Genomic DNA, 16177 nt, shown 5'->3' with positions numbered 1-16177 from the left:
CGCTCACTGAGAATTGAATTTAAGCTTGACTGGCAGTAATTCTAGCGATAGTTTCTGTTGATGTAGAAGTACTTCTTCAAGTTCGTATATCTCAATGCAGCATCATACTCCTCAGGTCCAAGCCCAAAAGAATCCATCGCGGTCCCAAGCAATTCTGCCGCCGTGGAGTTTGCGGAAAGCCTTCTTCACCTCTTTAGACAGCGATGTATTTCCATTCTCATTCACGAATACGAATTGTTCGCCGAAATGGGTCTTCACATATTCAATCGCATCGGTCTGATATAGCGTTCCCGTAGACCTGATTTCCTTGACCATCCATTCTGCCACTTCCTGTGCGGTTACTTCCATAGGATTATGCTCCTTTTTACTCGCTTATTGCCCCATTATCGGGAACCTTCATTAACTCAACATAGCCTTCTTGCAGCATCCCGCGATCCTCGATAAAGGCGGGTGCCCACACCGGCGATTCCGCTTGAGTTCATCCCCAGGCCCCCCCTTCCGAGCTCTAGGTCTATTCTAGCACTTAATGCTGCGGTAACTTCAATAGTAATCGCCGACCTCACCCAAGGAAACATAGATTACAACTAAGGTCGCCATTTGCTCGTTACTTTATCGTATTATTCTTCACATGCACTAAGGTTTTACAATGATAAGCTTAATAATGTATGCCTTATTACACATTGGGAGGTAATAAAGTGAGCAAGTACGACGAAGCCATGAAGTTGCTGGAAGATCAAGTGGGCAACAAGGACGGCCTGATCTCTCTGTCCACCATCGCGCTGGAACCGGGGGCCGATGGCAAAAGCCGCCCCGCCGCCCGCATTGTGGACGCCTATTATGAGGACGGAGCGTTCTACACCGTCACCTACGCGACTTCCAACAAGATGCAGCAGATCGCCCAAAACCCCGAAGTCGCTGTTTGTATCATCGTCGAAAACTTTACGGCCGATGGGATCGGTGAAAACCTGGGCTGGGTGTGTGACGAGAAAAACGCGGAGATGATGACAAAGCTGCGCAAAATATTTGCCGAGTGGTATTACGAAGCCAATAACGACGAAGACCCTAACACATGTCTGCTACGCATTCGCCTAACAAAGGGCCTGTGGAATGACGCCCACAAAGGGATCAGAAATGAGATTGATTTTGTCAATAAGACGGCAAGTTAGACATTTGATAACAGACAATGTTAGCTCAAAGGGAGTGTCCGTACACTCCCTATTCTTCGCTGTTACTTAGGGTAGGGTTCAGCAGCATTGCCAGTCATACACTACTTTTGAAAAGTCCTTATTTTTCAAAGCATCCTTAGGAATAGAGAAAACACAATTCCCGGCATCCCCAAACATAATACCGCATTCATCCTCTATATCCAGCTGCAATAAAAGAAAATCACTTTCATCAAAACCTATATAATCATTCTGAACAAAATAAGGGTAACCGCCAATTCTGCTGTCACAACTATAGCAATCCTCGCTCAGCTTCTCATATTCTACTTCTGAAAGCTCATTCTTAAAAGTTTCATGAAATAAATCCAATGAGGAAGACATGGGCATTTCCCTTGTTTTAAAATACATTTTTCCACTGTGTGAATAAGGAAGATTCATCTTATACTCTTCATTCTCATAAGGATTAGTCCTTATTAAGGGTTCTTCATTTTCTTCAAAATCTTCAATATATTTTACTAAAACCGGGCTTTCCAAACCAAACATCTCTTCATTTACAACATAAAATTGCAGCAGTCCCTTTTCGGGTAATTCGTCCAGGTTTTCAAGATCCGCCAGATTTATTTGGGCTATAAACAACATGGGTTCCCCAGCCTCGTCCATCGGGTAATCTTTAATATTTTTTAAATAAGGACAGCCCCCTAATTTGCTCTCCCCTGGGTTTGTTTCTTCTCGTTTAAAACTTATCTCATTACTATACCTAAGCGTTCTTTTAATTAAGTCTTCGTGATCTTTCAACATTTCAGGAATCTCATATTTTATCAATTTAAGTTCCTCCATCCTTTTTATCAACGCCCGTTCTCACCGAACCACCGTCAGGTCAGTAAAGAGAGCAACACGAGTGACTCATTCGTTCAGACGCTGCATGAACGAATCGGTGTCCTCATGTACAGAAACCAGGATGCACAGGTTTGGATGTGCCGGCATCGGCGGCTCCTGGCAGGCGGCCAGACTCCTTTTCCCAGCCCGTGATCCGCATTCGCCAGATCGTCGCAAATGTCCGGTACCGGGTGAGATCCGGAAAGGACCCATTTCATCCCGGTATAGCTTGGACTTACTTTGGCCGCGGCGATCGTCCCCTCCCCGAAGGCGGCAGCCGCCTCCGTCCGGACTAACCGGAGTGCCTCATAGGAGATATCTTACGGTATCCGGCCGCCCATGCGCTCCATCATCTCAGGATAATCCACGGCAAGCGTCTTACGGCCTCGGCGCACATATTTTTCAATTTGCCGCGCTGTTTCGACCGGATCCTCGCCGGTGGCTACACCATCCTGAATGATCTCAATCACAGCCATTCGAAATTTTTGATTGTGTTTCCATATCCGGTCGGAAAGATGAAGGCCCTGATGTTGGTTTTCGTACACATGCATACAAAAACAGGGCCGTACGGATTCACCGCGGCCCCTTCCTACCATTCTATGGTTTTGTGCCTCTATTTGGTCAACTAGAACACATATGTCTAAATTTAGCTCGTAACGCGTTGTTTAGACAAATTAAAAGCCCCTTATAGGAGCCGCTTAATTTCTGAGATACTCTTTGCAATTGAACCATAAAAAGGAATTAATCCGTTATTATCACCATTTTCCGTTAATTCATCTATGACTTTCCTAAGTTGAACTTCGTATCCGTTAATCACTTCGATTGCCTCATTCTTGTTTTCTCTTAGAAACTCTATTTCATCTGGAGTAGGCCAAGAAACGATAAGTCCACTAATAATCCCATCAATTGATTTCTCAGTCAAACAAAACACCTCCCCGTCACAATTATATTGCATCAGGGACATTTTACCTTTTCGGGACAAATCGGTCTACTACAAAACTGTTTTATCCCGGTCCAAGATCCCCAAATACACCTCTTACATTTCTCGGGTTGCTTGGCTCCGATCGGATCTGCTGAAGCCTATTACGTTTTCTGGCCTTGTCGTCGCTCACCTCGGTTTCTCGGGTCATCTGATCTCCCGTAAGTCAACTTAACCAGCCATTTTATAATTCTCATCTCTATCACACCCCAATAAAAAAGCCGCTCCAGGAAGGAACGACTTCGAGTTATGTATTGAATTGTTATACGTACTTTGAAAGACTTTTTCATTGAACTGACAAAAAAATATTACGCTTCTATTTATTGACAGTCCCTTTTTCCTAATGTATTTTCTTTAATTCCATTATTGTTTTATTAATTGAATATTATTGTTAATTTGGTATAATATAAGTACTTTACTATATTTTACAGATTTGATAATGAATAAGGGTATGAAAGGAGGTAGCAAGGTAGAGTTTTAATATTAAAATACTATCTTTTCTAAAATTATATGAAAGAGGGATGAAAATGTTTAAAAAAACTATTTTTTTAATTTCACTTTCTTTGTTAATGGTGATCACACCAATTTCACAACCGGCAAGTGCATACGAAAGACAAAAAACTGATAAATCTAATATAGTAATATATCCAAATGGTTTATCAATACCACAGGATATCATTCAAGATTTGAAAGATAGCAATCCTGATGCCGGATTAATTACTATTTATGAATATAGTGAAGCCCCAAGCGTTGAAGATAGAACTAGACAAAATAGTAACTCCCCTTCCTCCCCTTTGGCCCTTCCTCCGACATACGTATATAAGTATACAAATAGCACAAAAGTTACTGTGGCCGATGCACTTAACAAAGATGAGTTCAAGTTCTCGGTGGCTAGAGGTGAGGAGGTAACATTATCCCGGACATATACAGGTTCCCTTAAAGGGACTTTTTCAGGATCACCTTTTGATAAAGGTGCTATCGGTGCCGATATAACTGTAACAGCACAATACACTAAAGGAACAAAATACAAAGGGCCATCTGAGACCTCTAGCTTTAACACAAGAGAATTCAGAATAAAGTTTTATGAGGAACGGGGCACTTGGAAACAAATTAAACAAGCCATCAGCACTATAAACCAAGAGGTAATAGCTACTGACACAAAAGAAGGTACCTATAAGAAGCCAACCCGTTTCCTATCTTATAGTATTGACAAAAAAATCTAATGAGAAGACATAAACACACAATAGGCATTATCACTATTCTGTTACTTCTAGTTTCTTTACCAGCAGGAGCGATGTTAGGAAATTTATCTCTCAAATTAGTGGATTTGACACCAGTGATGCAAGATGTTTTTATCCTTATATCTATAACAATTTGCATACTAGCATCAATTATTTTTTATATAACTTTTTCAAAAGAAACTAAACCTTAAAGTAACCTAAACACGGGAGGGTGTCACGAAGGTCATCAAGATTGATTGAGGGACTACCCTCTCTCCCTTTTCCTTTGGATAAAATAACTTCATACAGGTAGATTAGGATACTCCCCCTTATGAGTACAAAAAACAATGTTTTCAGCTTCAAATGAATTTTTAGAAATGATAAATACACTTTCAATTCGATATTGATCCTGATAATTGAGAAACTTTCCACTCCTTGATTAAGGATAATTAGAATAGAAAGGCGAGAAGAGTTACGCCCCGGTTTCAATGCCGTATTCATGCAGCCGTGCGTGTCATTCTCGCCTGTTTTCTACAATACAAATATACCCCTTATAAAGTCCAACGAATGGCGACAATACGGTAATTTCTCGGTAATTTCTCGGTAATTAACCGAAAACAACTTATACCACCACATCGTCAGTGTCAATAATGACTTCAAGCCCCATTGCAGCCGCAAGAATAGAAATAGCCCCGGCTTTTATATACCTAAATTTCCGATCAGTGATGCCCATTTTTCCACAACTGATGAAATCATATTCGCCTTCATCATCAAGGTAGCTCCGTTCGATAACTTCACGCTCAGTACTTGACAACTTACTCATGGCCTCTCCAACAATCTATCTTTTGCCTTCAATTCGGCTTCCTTGTCTATGTTCCATGTAGCAATATTCTCCGTCGGTTTGCTTATCTGATTCGTCGCTCCGTGGTACCGTGGGGAATAAGCTGGTATCATAGCCGCTTCCCGCCGGACGAAACCAATTTGACGGTATTGACGAACTTCTTCGAGACGTTTCTCAACAGCTGCGCTAGTAGCGGCCGCATCGATCGGCATAATATTGAATGCTAACTGAAGTGGATTCTTACGTCTTTTCCCCATCGCGATCCCCTCACTCATGTTATAATTTGTGTGAGGAAACTTTTACACGAGTGACTGCCGCTCCCGTGCTACTCTCTTTTGATTGTACGACAAGATTAGTGATTAGACTGTGACGCAAAAAAGCGTTCAATCATTACTTTCGTTTCGTGTGGACTTCTCAACTGTACTGCCTTCCCGTCTTCATCAAAAGTAAAATGACCCTTAAATGCTTCTGGCATATCCTCATACTGTTTCTCGACTTGTTGAAGTGCTTTTTCAAAACAGGGATATCCGTATTTTTTAATTAAGAGAGGCAGCCCGAAAGCAGATCTTAAAAACTCATATTCTTGGTAGTTATAGGGGGTAGTCTCCGGCCTTTTTATCAAGATCTTAAGGAAATGATTCATAACCTTGTTGATCTCTTCTTCTGAGGCATAATGTGCCAGCCCACGGATCGCGAGGAGTCTCATGTCCAGGTATCGTTCCTTTTTATAGGCGTTTCGAAAAAATTGTTCCAGTTCCAATTCCTTGCAGTGGATGAGACCATACAGAATTTTATTTCGCAGCGCGATATTTTTCAATTTAAAATACAACTGCTCTATCCATGTTGCCTCATCTGTTGTTAAAAACTCATAGTCTACATTACTTATTGCGGAGATAAACTTAGGATCATTTTCGCGAAGGGAGGCCGTCATTAAGTACTTTATTGATTCCTTGTGAAGCTGTAAAAGCATATCGTTATAACTCCTTTGCAGAGTTTCTCATCCTCTAAAATAGGAAGTCATTAAAGTACAGTAAGCCCACTCTCAAAAATGACTTTCAAATCGTCACCCTCAAAGTGAAACTCAACACTCAACGTCAAATCATTGGGTTCGCCATCCGTCGTCAGAGCATATTCGTAGGAAATTCCGCTTCCATCGTTAAAGTGGTAGAAAGATTCTTGTTGATAAACGCTGCCATCTTTATAAACAGGCCTAAAGGTACATTCCACATCAAACCTATCGATCTGTTCCAACTCATTATCTTCCTTAAAACTCTCGATGACCTCTTTTAATAGCTCAATGTCCCAATCCTGCATATCATCAACTTTATGAGCAATTTCCTCATACTTTCCGTCTGCGATGGAGTCGACAAGCTCTCTTGCGAACGCCCGAATAATATCTTCCTCTTTACCTGAAACCCGTTTAAGCATACCACGTGCTCCCCCTATTTTTATTCTCGTTCTCCTGCCGCATACTCGCCCGTACAGACGTCCATCACTTCTCTCGAAGGCTGGATCAGCGCCATTTCAAATCTGCAAGGCCAATGCACGTCCGGCGCCATCTCCCCGTCCAGCAAACCGGCGATCGTCTCGCCGTCGCCCACCGGCACCTCCGCTTCAAACAAATAGGCTGCAACATTGAAGGCATGTTGCGACACTTCGTTCGGATCCAAGGTATGAAAATGGTACTGGACATCCGGAAGTCCAAGCGCAAAGAGGCCGAGCGAATCGATCAAGCTGTCTTCGGTACCATGAATCGTAAAATAGCGAATATTCATGCCGAACTGTAAGAACCTCGCAGCACCTTCGTATGGGTTATCCGTAATTTCGGCTGGGTGCAGCAATTTCCCGCTCAATGGAATCCATATCGCTTTGCAGGTCGGGAACAAGCTTACGGCAGCCTCCAGCCAATCCGCCAATAAGGCGCTGCGCGATTTATAGTCCAGCCCCGCCGCCATGAAGTCGCTGATCAGCAGCTTATAGTGACATTCTTGCAGAACGTCCTCCGCATCCGGCATCGTCCAAAACTGGGTGCGCTCCAAATCGGTAATCGTCTCCGGTTTAAACGGAGTAACGTCTGCCATCATGACCTGGGCCGGCAGTTCCCCCTCCTGGTAAGCTACTTTATAAGCCTCTACGGCAAACGACGACAATGCGTCGTCTGGCGACACGGTATCCGTTTTTCCGCATCGGGTTTCTAACGCGTTCCGGACGATTTCCGCATTCGGCCGCTCCACTATCTCCTCAAATAGCAGATACATTTGAAACAACCGCTGAAACTCGCTTTTTTCTTCTAAATTTTGCTGAAGTACGCGTTCGCTCTCCATTTCCCCCTACCACTCCGTTCGTATGTCGTTCCCTATACTATAGAGATTGCCGTACGATTCACGCAAGTCCGGACAGGAAATTGATTCCAAAGTCCGATTTATGGAATTTACAGCAAAGCTGGCCAAAACGGCACGATCAATTACTCTATTAACGGGACTCCGCTGTCAATTTCGGCAAGTTTAAAGGCACCCAGCCAGGGTGCCTTTAGTTTTTTTACTAAACTGGTTTCCTAAATCGCGTCTTTTCCGCATGACCAAGTAAATATAGAAAAGCAAATGCCGGAATTCTCATAATAGGAGCATGATCAAGTAAACCGTAATCCTCTGCATTTTTTGTTACAAGTAGTGAAGCCGCTGTTAGTCTATCTTTTTTTGCCCATTCTACAATGGCCTCAGTCTCCTTTATTTTCGGATTCTCACGATATTTTATTTCAATTAAAATTTTTGAGTTGGGCATCATTACAACGATATCTATTTCCTTTTGTGAACTAGAATCCCTGTAGTAACCTACTTTAGGGTTAAAGTTATAGTAGAATGTGTTGATGTGCTTATACACAGCCGATTCAACGATCATGCCCATCTGATCTGAATCCTGCAGTACTTCCTCACCTTGTAGAAGCACAGCATTTCGAATGGCTGCATCGGCTAGATACACTTTCGGTTTTGCCTTCAAAACCTTCTTCCCAACCATATCAACAGGATAGCCAGTGTAAATAAGGTTTGCTAATTCAAGAAAATTGAGATACTTCAATACCGTTGGTCGAGTTATATCCATATTATTTGAAATTGTAGTCGCTTCAATGATATTTCCTGTCGTCATACAAAGGTAAAGGAATATTCTCTCTAACTCGTCAATGTGCCTTACATTAAAGAGAGACACCATGTCTCTTTTTAATACTTTATCAACGACGTCTTCTCGAATTATCCTTTGAGCATATGAGACATCATCCGATTGAGCAATTTCTGGAAACCCGCCAAGTAATAAATATCTATGGAAATGACGCTCCAATGGTTGAAGATTACCCATAAGTGAGACTAGTTCTTTTCGGCTCAATTCACTTAGAGCAGTTGGCTTTATTTTTTCTTCAAGTATCGGTACCTCGATCCCTCGAAGTTCAAGATATTCATAGAAGGATAGGGTTGGAATCCGAATTTGTACCCAACGCCCAACTCCACTTTCAGGCATTTTATCACTCAGAATTGGACTAGCCGATCCAGTTGCCATTACTCGATATGTAGGATTGTTATCATAAATCGTCTTCAACCAGCCATTCCATTCATGGGCGTATTGGATTTCATCTAAAAATAGGTGTATGTTATCGCTAAATGCAACATTATTTATAAACACTTTAAGGATACGGTCAATTTCCGATACCTTTAAAAGTGGATGATCGAAAGAAACATAAAGGACATTCTTTGACGGAATACCTGTCTCTAATACATCTTGAATAGTTTGATACATAATAGTTGATTTTCCAACTCGACGTGGCCCAGTTAATATGACATGCCGACGAATCGTTGTATGTTCAAAACTTTGTTTTGCCTCGTAGTATGCAAATCGCTTTACAGGTTTGGCAAAGTCATCAGGGACTTTTTCAGTTTCCCACCACTTGTTGTACCCTCTTAAAACCTGTAAAACACTTTCATCCGTAATTAAATCCTTCATGGTCAACCACCCCCTTATATCTCTTATTATATATATTTACAACAAAAGTGTAAACTATACTTTCGTTTTTTATGAACATTACTTAAAACAAACATTAAAACAAGTGCAAAACTACTGTTCCTTATGCTACGGCTCTCAGCGCTGTAATTTAACGGCAAGTTTTTAAGGAATCGTGAAAGCAGACGCGAAATAGCAATTAAACAAAAAGGATATCAGCTCATAGACTCTGCAGTAATCGTCTCACACCCATTAAATAACGCAAACTTTTGGAGACAACGGTTCAAGGCTGTTCGCAATTGCGTTGTTTGCTTCACACCGTTCTCGTACCAGATGTTTTTAACAACGAGCGTTCCGGTTTTTCGCTCCGCGATGATCTCGGCTCGTCCAATGAAGCTCTCTCCATATAAAAGAGGCAGCACATAATAGCCGAATTTCCGCTTGATTGCAGGCGTGTAGATCTCCCAGGTGTAATCGAAGCCAAACAATTCGTTGATCAGCTTTCTGTCCCATATGAAATTGTCCAGCGGGGCAATCAGCTCGCAGCGGAATTTCGGCTCCGGATTTTGCAGGACGGCTTCAATAAGCCGCAAATCCTCGGCTCGGCAATACAGCATATCCTTTATATGTTCCACGGCAACAGCAACAATGCGGGCTTCGTCTAATAGCTGGCGAAAAACCTCGTTGCGCTGTGCTGCTTTCAACCCCCATATATTCAGCCATGCATCTGACGCACGATTCCATAAGAGACCAACAGCACCGATCCGGCGCAGAACCCGCCACTTATGATGCTCCAGCTCATCCTCCAGCGGCTCTGATGCATTCAGCAGATTGGGATGTATGTATTTCTTGGCTAAGTCGTAGTATTTTCGCGTTCCTTTTTTATGATGGATAATCAGCTCACCCGTCGAATACATCTGCTCCAGCACCGATCGAGATGAGTTGTTTCCAGCACTCCAGTGGATGGCCGATTGCCAAGAGAAATCTCCATCCAGTTTCAAATCATCCGAACTTAGTACACCGTGATTTTGGATATGAGCCCGTACTTGCGCTGCCAGCGCTTCCATTTCTGGATAGCGTTCGGCATGTTGCCTTGAGGCCTGCCTGTATCGCTCAAAATAAGGCCAGTCCTCGACTGGGATAATGGCCAGATTTTTATCCGGATAATCGACAAGGCTTCTGTCCTCATACAGCAACTCGGCGAGCATTCCCTTGGAAAATCCCTTGATTCGCGACTGCAGCACCAATTCGGCGTTTTTTCCGCAAACATCGATGGGGTCGTATTGAATGCAGCCGACCTGCCGGGCAAAGTCCAATACGCCTTGCTTCCCACTAAATTTATACTCGCCCAATAGTCCATGCTTCAACAACAGAAATTGCCGTGCCTGGCGGTTTGTTAATTGGATCATGTTTGCAAGGCTCCTCTTTCGTTCACGTTTCTTTCATCATACAAATTATTCGCTCAAAAGAAAAGAAAAAATGCAAACGTTTGTTCCCGACCTGGGAAATACGTACAAATAATATCTGCTTAACGAAATCGAAGGCACCCGGCCGGGTGCCTCCTTTGCATAAATGGCAGCCGAATGGTTCCGGCCAGCTTACTATATTGGACATTTGCCCTTAGAGCCTGCGGCTTTTCGGACGCAACGCCCAGGAGGCGATACCAAGCGCGGCATAGAAAAGCGGAAGAATGATATGAAATCCGTAATCGCCGTAATCGTTAGCGAACGCATGAGATAAAGCCGCCCCCGTCATTAGAAAAAAGATACCGCTATAAGCCCATTCCTTAAGCCGGGGCAAACCTGGCATTACGATCGCAATGACTCCAAGCAACTTCCAAGCTCCAAGAATGTTCGTGACATATAACGGGAAACCAATATCGGTCACTAGATCGACATTCCCTCCATATCGCATCAGTTGCCCGATACCGCTTAATGTAATTGAGAATGCGAGTATAATCGTGACCGTCCAATAGGCGGCTGTCCTTCCAACAGGGCGGGATTCTACTTTCGCGTTTTTTTCATGAGCCATAGTCGTACTCATTTTCATTCCTCCTCTGACCTAGTTTTATTTTTTAACAACCGGATGTGTTTATAATAATCATTAATCATGTCAAATTATGATACTGTTTAGGAAACTAATTACATTTTGACTACAACTCCTAAAGCTATATCCTAATCTTCGTTCCGATAGGGAGCAAACTGCGCTATTTTGTTCATTGACGCTTCAATTAACGACGGCTTTGTGCTTACTCATGGTACGGATCAGCTTAACGGGGCTATCGTTGAAAATGCAAAAGGAGCACGCTCCGGCATGCTCCTTGGTTAAGTTGCTTATGAATTTTTGTACCGCTGATGTATTACCCCCACCTTGCTCAATTTAGCGTACCTACTTATGATACGGTTCTCCGCATATCATTTAGTGGTAAAGCATCGCCTTCTGAAAACCAAAAGACGATGCTCTTTAACCACTTGCGGTCAGGCTCGACTTCAATTTTTTTTACTAGAGCCTTTATCAGTTGCTTCTTATCTTTAATATCTGCTTGCTCAAACAGTGTATCAAAGTTTTGCAACGCTTCAAGAATTAACTCCTCGGTAATATTAACCTTAGACGATTTTTTCTCAATTAGAACGTTTAGTTTGTGTATTGTTTGTTCAGTAACATCTATTTTTTGTACTAATGCCTTCATAGCTTCATTGTACGCTACATTCTCAATGTCGCCCAAAATGTACGCTTGATTAAACTTCTCTTTTCGCTGAATTAGCTTGTTCATTTCCTTCAGGTGCGCATTTAACTGAGAATTCAGTTCATCAATGTCATGAGAACCCTCATTCTTGACCTTATCTAAAATTACTCTAACTAAATCTTGATTGCATAAAATACCTTTCACAACTCTAATTAACTGTACCTCAATTGATTGTTTATCAATTAAATTTGTTCTGCATGCGGTTATTCCTTTAGAGTGATAGGCTTGGCACATATAATATAGATGATATCCCTCGCCACTCCTCTTCTTTCTTTTCGTCATAACTGTTCCTGCACCACATTGTGGGCAACGCAATATTCCAGACAATAAGAATTGACCTTTCAAATTAGAATCAGTTAAAGCTTTGCTGTTTTGATGCTTTGCAATTTCCTCAGCCTTATCCCATAATTCCTTGCTTATAATCGCTTCATGTTTCCCCTCTACTATGATTGGAGTTTTCGACTTCCCCTTCCTTCTCTTCTTGTCCCATTGTCGATGCTGTCCCCATCTAATTTTCCCTATATACGTTGGATTGTTTAGAATTGTTTTAATTGTATTGATTTGAAAAGCTTTATTATGTTTTGTTGTGTAACTCAATTCATTCATACGGCTTGCTATGGCTTTATACCCCAATCCCGAAGCTCTCATTTCAAATATTTTAGTTACTACATCTTTCTCTTGCTCATTAATCTCCAATACACCGTTAACAGAATCATATCCGAGTATTTTTCCGCCACACCAATTACCATTGGACGCTCGTTTAGACATTCCCATTTCTACACGCTCAATAATAACCGTTCTTTCATACTCTGCAAATGTGCCTAGCAAGCTTATAAACATATATCCAATTGTAGTAGTGCTGTCAATGTCACAAGTGCTTATAAGCAACTTTATATTTCGGGGGTGTAACTCCATTTCAATCATATTAAGTACATCTCTGTTGCTCCGTGAAATTCTATCAACCTTCCAGGCTAATACAATATCAAATTTCCCTTCATTTGCATCTCTTAATAAACGTTGAATCTCCGGCCTTTTAAAATCCTTTCCTGAATAACCATCATCAATATATAGATCGTAAACTTCATAATTTTTAGACTTTGCATACTCTTCTAAAATTGCAGCTTGGCTTTCTAAAGAAAATCCATTTGCTTGTTCTTCCGTTGAAACCCGACAATAGATAGCAACCCTACTTTTCTCCAAAAAAATCAATCCTCTCATTCATAATACTTAAAAAAAACAGGTGGATTACCTTTATGGCAACCCACCTTGTACTTCATTATTCTTTTGTTTGCTTAAACTCTGCATATTTTTCTATTATATTAACAAGAGCAGCAAACAACTGCTCCCGCTTAACTTCTTCTGTAGTAGAGATAATAATATCATATTTTGTAATTTCTTTCATTATAGCTTTCTCCTCATATTCACATATATTTAAAAGCCACATCCTTGTGACCGTATGTTCATTAGTTATAAACAAATGTATTAATCAAAGTAATGCTTTTAATATTTAATTTTTTCTTGAAAAGAAGTCAATTGTGTTTTAGCAATCAAGTATAGATTTAAATTTATCTTTATATTGAGTTGTACTATCAAGACGCATGTTCGCTAACTCTATGTAGCTAGGTTCTGTTTCAAAAGCAATAAAGTTTCGATTAGATACTTCAGCAGCAACACACTCTGTACCGCTGCCTCCAAATGGTATAAGTACAATGTCATTTTCTCTCGAATGCAAATTAATTAGTTTTATTGAAATTTCTAAAGGTTTTTGGCAAGGAAATTTCCCATGTGCTTTTTCACTTTTAGGAGTAAGGGCTGTCTCGAATACGTTTGTAATATTTATACCATTGTTAATTTTCCTTGCATATCCATGGTTGTAAACTGGAGCTTTTCCTTTAATACCCCATATAATGGATTCAGTTGAGAATCTTGGTGTTCTACCGGCAAAAGCTGGCGGTGGGTTTTTCTTCTTCCATTCATACTTTATCTTTATTTTAAAACCAGTCTCCTCCATTAAATACCCCACAGTAAACAAGTTATGATGTGTACCATAGCTGAGAATTGAACCACCTGGCTTTAAAACACGGTAGCATTCGGTAATCCACAATAAATTAAATAAACCGAAATCATCTATTTTATCCCATTTTTGATTGAAGTAGTTATAGCCGTATTCTTTTTTCATGTCAATTTTGGTTCCTTTATTTCCTGTATTGTAAGGCGGATCTGCAATGATTAGGTTAATACTATCGTCAGGAAGCATCTTCATCCCTTCAATGCAATCACGTTGATAGATGCGGTTCAGCTGAATTTCATTAATTAGTTTATTCATGATTATTATCCTCTCTTTAATTAAATTTGGTCTACAGACCCCATTTCCAACTTGCGGGTAGTTTTACCCCGACTCCCCCACACAACCCTTTCAGAGCTGCTGAGTACCTACTTTGATAACGGTCAGTAGACATCACCTCCCTCATTTGAGGGATTAATTATTCAGTTTAGTTAACTTGAATCTTCACCTCCTTTCAGGCAAACAAAAAACACCCATAATATTCCGTTTGCGAGCTGATTAATCGTTTGCTTGTATTCTATTGTGCTATTAGATGGGCAAACTTCTCCCTTGTGCTAATAGCGGCAATAGATACACAATTAAAACGAAAACGATAGATCACCAGTGATGAATTCACAATTGGTGACGTACCAGCTCCACACGCCTTTCGGCATCGGAAATTATGGGTGTATCATTTATAAAAAATTTAGTTTTAGATGGTTGCTCAAATGAGCTTAGAATGAATTTTAGCAGGAACTAATTACCTTGTCAATCATTTTGCTACACTTTTTAAAATTGTATGAATCCATATATAATAACATTTTTTAATATAACTAAAGGAGAAATGTTATTTATTTTAAAGGAATAGTAACATCAAAAGTCTCTTTTCCTGGAATGGGAAGATTATCAGAATCCGCTTCACGCATTCCTGTTATGGTCAAACTCTGATCTGATACTTTCTCCGCTAAGTTAAAGGTAATTAGAAAGGAGCCATTAGATTGTGGTCCAACGTTTGCTTTTCCTAATTGCTCCGTCATTTGAGCCTTGTCTGTATTTAGCACTGCTAAGCTTTTATTCATCCAACCAACAACAATTCGATTTTTCTTTAAGTTATTTCTGTATTCAACATTAAACTCATATCCATTCAGCTTTGTTGTTTTGCTTACCTTTGTAACTGTTATTTCCTTATTCTCGCTGTTTACAGCTACATCGCTTGTCTCAGTATTGACAATTAAAGAAAGGTCAACTTTCCATTCATTGTTGCTCAAAACTAAGCCTACACTGTCCTCAAGCGCTGCAGAGCCACTGGAGGGCTTTACTAACAACTTCGCCAACTTATGTGTATCATCATAGTCTGTAATTGATGTAATCATGTATTCAGAATACTCAACACTGTTTTTAAAATCGTTCTCTTTTATCCTTTGAACAAGTTCTTTAGCTGTAATTTGAAAATGATCAGGGTATAATAACGGCTCTAATTCATCAAATTTTTTAGAAATAAATGCATCAAGATATTTCTTTAATACTGTTTCTGCATCATTAGTCTCTACCATTTCTGAAACCGGTGCTTCAGTTTTTTTAATATCTATTGTTTGAGTTGGCGCAACCGTTGGTGATAACTCTACTTCAGTTGTTTTATGTGGCTGTGATGTTTCGGAGGGAATCAAATCATTGGAAGAGTTAGAACAACTCGTGAGCAACAAACTCAAGAAAATAGTAGTAGTAATCAGAATAAGCTGTGATTTCATTTATAGTCCCCTTTCTTTAATTGTTACGATTTTCACTAATAAATGTATATAAAATGTAGACCCCGACATTTATCCCACTGTCGTGAATAATCCGCGTCTGTTTGATTTTATAACCAGGATGCTTCTTTTGAAATTTATCTATTGCCTTCTCCACATTCCAGCCAGTTGCTACCTTTGACAGGTAGCCGAATATTTTTGCCCCAGGCGTTCCTAAGTATGCTATTCCAAAACGATACGGTACTTCTGCCGATACTTTTTCCGCGAACAAGGTCATACTTTTTGCTCCGCCTACATGGACTACCAGATTCCATCGGACACTTTTAAAATTACTTTTTTCAAGAAAACTATTTGCCTGCTGGATATGTCCTTCGTTAAGGCCAAATATCGGAGCACTAAAGCTTTTTGTGACCGTTTCAGAATACCCTTGAATTTTCTCCATTTCCCCAACCCCCAGTCCTTTATATGTTCATACTAGCACCATCTATGTTTTGTAGGCAATAGCCTACAGAAAACACATAAATAAAACCTCTACTATTTGAGTATAAATTTTGAACTCTTGATAGGGGTTATTCA

General features: G+C 40.6%; 19 protein-coding genes. 2 read left to right on the top strand and 17 right to left on the bottom strand.

The window, feature by feature from the left end; translation table 11 throughout:
* Positions 1-111: 111 nt before the first annotated feature.
* Positions 112-348 carry a DUF6953 family protein gene (locus DFP94_RS22205; RefSeq protein ID WP_114498669.1) on the bottom strand — a complete coding sequence of 79 codons (237 nt, stop codon included), beginning with the start codon at positions 346-348 and terminating at the stop codon, positions 112-114.
* 347 nt (positions 349-695) lie between these two features.
* Here DFP94_RS22205 and DFP94_RS22200 point away from each other — a divergent pair, with 347 nt between their 5' ends.
* Positions 696-1166 (top strand): pyridoxamine 5'-phosphate oxidase family protein, encoded by a 471-nt coding sequence (locus DFP94_RS22200; protein ID WP_114498668.1) that lies wholly within the window; start codon positions 696-698, stop codon positions 1164-1166.
* A gap of 78 nt (positions 1167-1244) precedes the next feature.
* Here the strand turns inward: DFP94_RS22200 and DFP94_RS22195 are convergent, their stop codons facing one another.
* From DFP94_RS22195 to DFP94_RS22180, 3 genes are all read right to left on the bottom strand, one after another.
* A complete protein-coding gene (locus DFP94_RS22195; protein WP_114498667.1) occupies positions 1245-1985 on the bottom strand; it encodes a YwqG family protein in 741 nt (246 codons plus the stop codon).
* 374 nt (positions 1986-2359) lie between these two features.
* Complete coding sequence (locus DFP94_RS22185) at positions 2360-2590, bottom strand: hypothetical protein (protein WP_114498665.1); 231 nt, start codon at positions 2588-2590, stop codon at positions 2360-2362.
* A 134-nt stretch (positions 2591-2724) separates the two neighbouring features.
* Positions 2725-2961 (bottom strand): hypothetical protein, encoded by a 237-nt coding sequence (locus DFP94_RS22180; RefSeq protein ID WP_114498664.1) that lies wholly within the window; start codon positions 2959-2961, stop codon positions 2725-2727.
* A gap of 584 nt (positions 2962-3545) precedes the next feature.
* Between DFP94_RS22180 and DFP94_RS22175 the strand changes: the two genes are divergently transcribed.
* Complete coding sequence (locus tag DFP94_RS22175; RefSeq protein WP_114498663.1) at positions 3546-4241, top strand: hypothetical protein; 696 nt, start codon at positions 3546-3548, stop codon at positions 4239-4241.
* A gap of 619 nt (positions 4242-4860) precedes the next feature.
* Here the strand turns inward: DFP94_RS22175 and DFP94_RS26225 are convergent.
* From DFP94_RS26225 to DFP94_RS22120, 13 genes are all read right to left on the bottom strand, one after another.
* A complete protein-coding gene (locus tag DFP94_RS26225; RefSeq protein ID WP_245955062.1) occupies positions 4861-5061 on the bottom strand; it encodes a hypothetical protein in 201 nt (66 codons plus the stop codon).
* Positions 5058-5336, bottom strand: coding sequence for an ArpU family phage packaging/lysis transcriptional regulator (locus tag DFP94_RS26220; RefSeq protein ID WP_245955061.1), 279 nt, complete (start codon positions 5334-5336; stop codon positions 5058-5060). The genes DFP94_RS26225 and DFP94_RS26220 overlap by 4 nt, the downstream gene beginning before the upstream one ends.
* 95 nt (positions 5337-5431) lie before the next feature.
* A complete protein-coding gene (locus tag DFP94_RS26215) occupies positions 5432-6049 on the bottom strand; it encodes a hypothetical protein (protein ID WP_245955060.1) in 618 nt (205 codons plus the stop codon).
* Between the two features lie 50 nt (positions 6050-6099).
* Entirely contained in the window at positions 6100-6507 is a 408-nt protein-coding gene (locus DFP94_RS22160) for a DUF7668 domain-containing protein (RefSeq protein WP_114498662.1), read from the bottom strand.
* Between the two features lie 20 nt (positions 6508-6527).
* The gene (locus DFP94_RS22155) at positions 6528-7403 is read right to left on the bottom strand and encodes a DUF4261 domain-containing protein (protein WP_245955059.1); all 876 of its coding nucleotides are present in this window, start codon (positions 7401-7403) and stop codon (positions 6528-6530) included.
* A 217-nt stretch (positions 7404-7620) separates the two neighbouring features.
* On the bottom strand, positions 7621-9069 hold the full coding sequence (locus DFP94_RS22150; protein WP_114498661.1) for an ATP-binding protein: 1449 nt from the start codon (positions 9067-9069) through the stop codon (positions 7621-7623).
* A 212-nt stretch (positions 9070-9281) separates the two neighbouring features.
* Positions 9282-10475, bottom strand: a complete 1194-nt coding sequence (locus DFP94_RS22145; RefSeq protein ID WP_114498660.1) for a winged helix-turn-helix domain-containing protein — start codon at positions 10473-10475, stop codon at positions 9282-9284.
* A 211-nt stretch (positions 10476-10686) separates the two neighbouring features.
* The gene (locus DFP94_RS22140) at positions 10687-11109 is read right to left on the bottom strand and encodes a DoxX family protein (protein WP_114498659.1); all 423 of its coding nucleotides are present in this window, start codon (positions 11107-11109) and stop codon (positions 10687-10689) included.
* 349 nt (positions 11110-11458) lie between these two features.
* Positions 11459-13012 (bottom strand): recombinase family protein, encoded by a 1554-nt coding sequence (locus DFP94_RS22135; RefSeq protein WP_114498658.1) that lies wholly within the window; start codon positions 13010-13012, stop codon positions 11459-11461.
* 76 nt (positions 13013-13088) lie between these two features.
* A complete protein-coding gene (locus tag DFP94_RS26350; protein WP_281269523.1) occupies positions 13089-13214 on the bottom strand; it encodes a hypothetical protein in 126 nt (41 codons plus the stop codon).
* A 138-nt stretch (positions 13215-13352) separates the two neighbouring features.
* Positions 13353-14138 carry a DNA-methyltransferase gene (locus DFP94_RS22130; RefSeq protein WP_114498657.1) on the bottom strand — a complete coding sequence of 262 codons (786 nt, stop codon included), beginning with the start codon at positions 14136-14138 and terminating at the stop codon, positions 13353-13355.
* Between the two features lie 569 nt (positions 14139-14707).
* Entirely contained in the window at positions 14708-15604 is an 897-nt protein-coding gene (locus DFP94_RS22125; protein ID WP_114498656.1) for a hypothetical protein, read from the bottom strand.
* Positions 15605-15620: 16 nt separating this feature from the next.
* Positions 15621-16043, bottom strand: a complete 423-nt coding sequence (locus DFP94_RS22120) for a hypothetical protein (RefSeq protein ID WP_114498655.1) — start codon at positions 16041-16043, stop codon at positions 15621-15623.
* Between the last annotated feature and the right edge of the window lie 134 nt (positions 16044-16177).

The sequence above is a fragment of the Fontibacillus phaseoli genome, assembly GCF_003337355.1.
Lineage (GTDB): Bacteria > Bacillota > Bacilli > Paenibacillales > Paenibacillaceae > Fontibacillus > Fontibacillus phaseoli.
The sequence above is the reverse complement of the archived record's forward strand: the minus strand, read 5'-3'. Positions and strand labels throughout refer to the sequence as shown.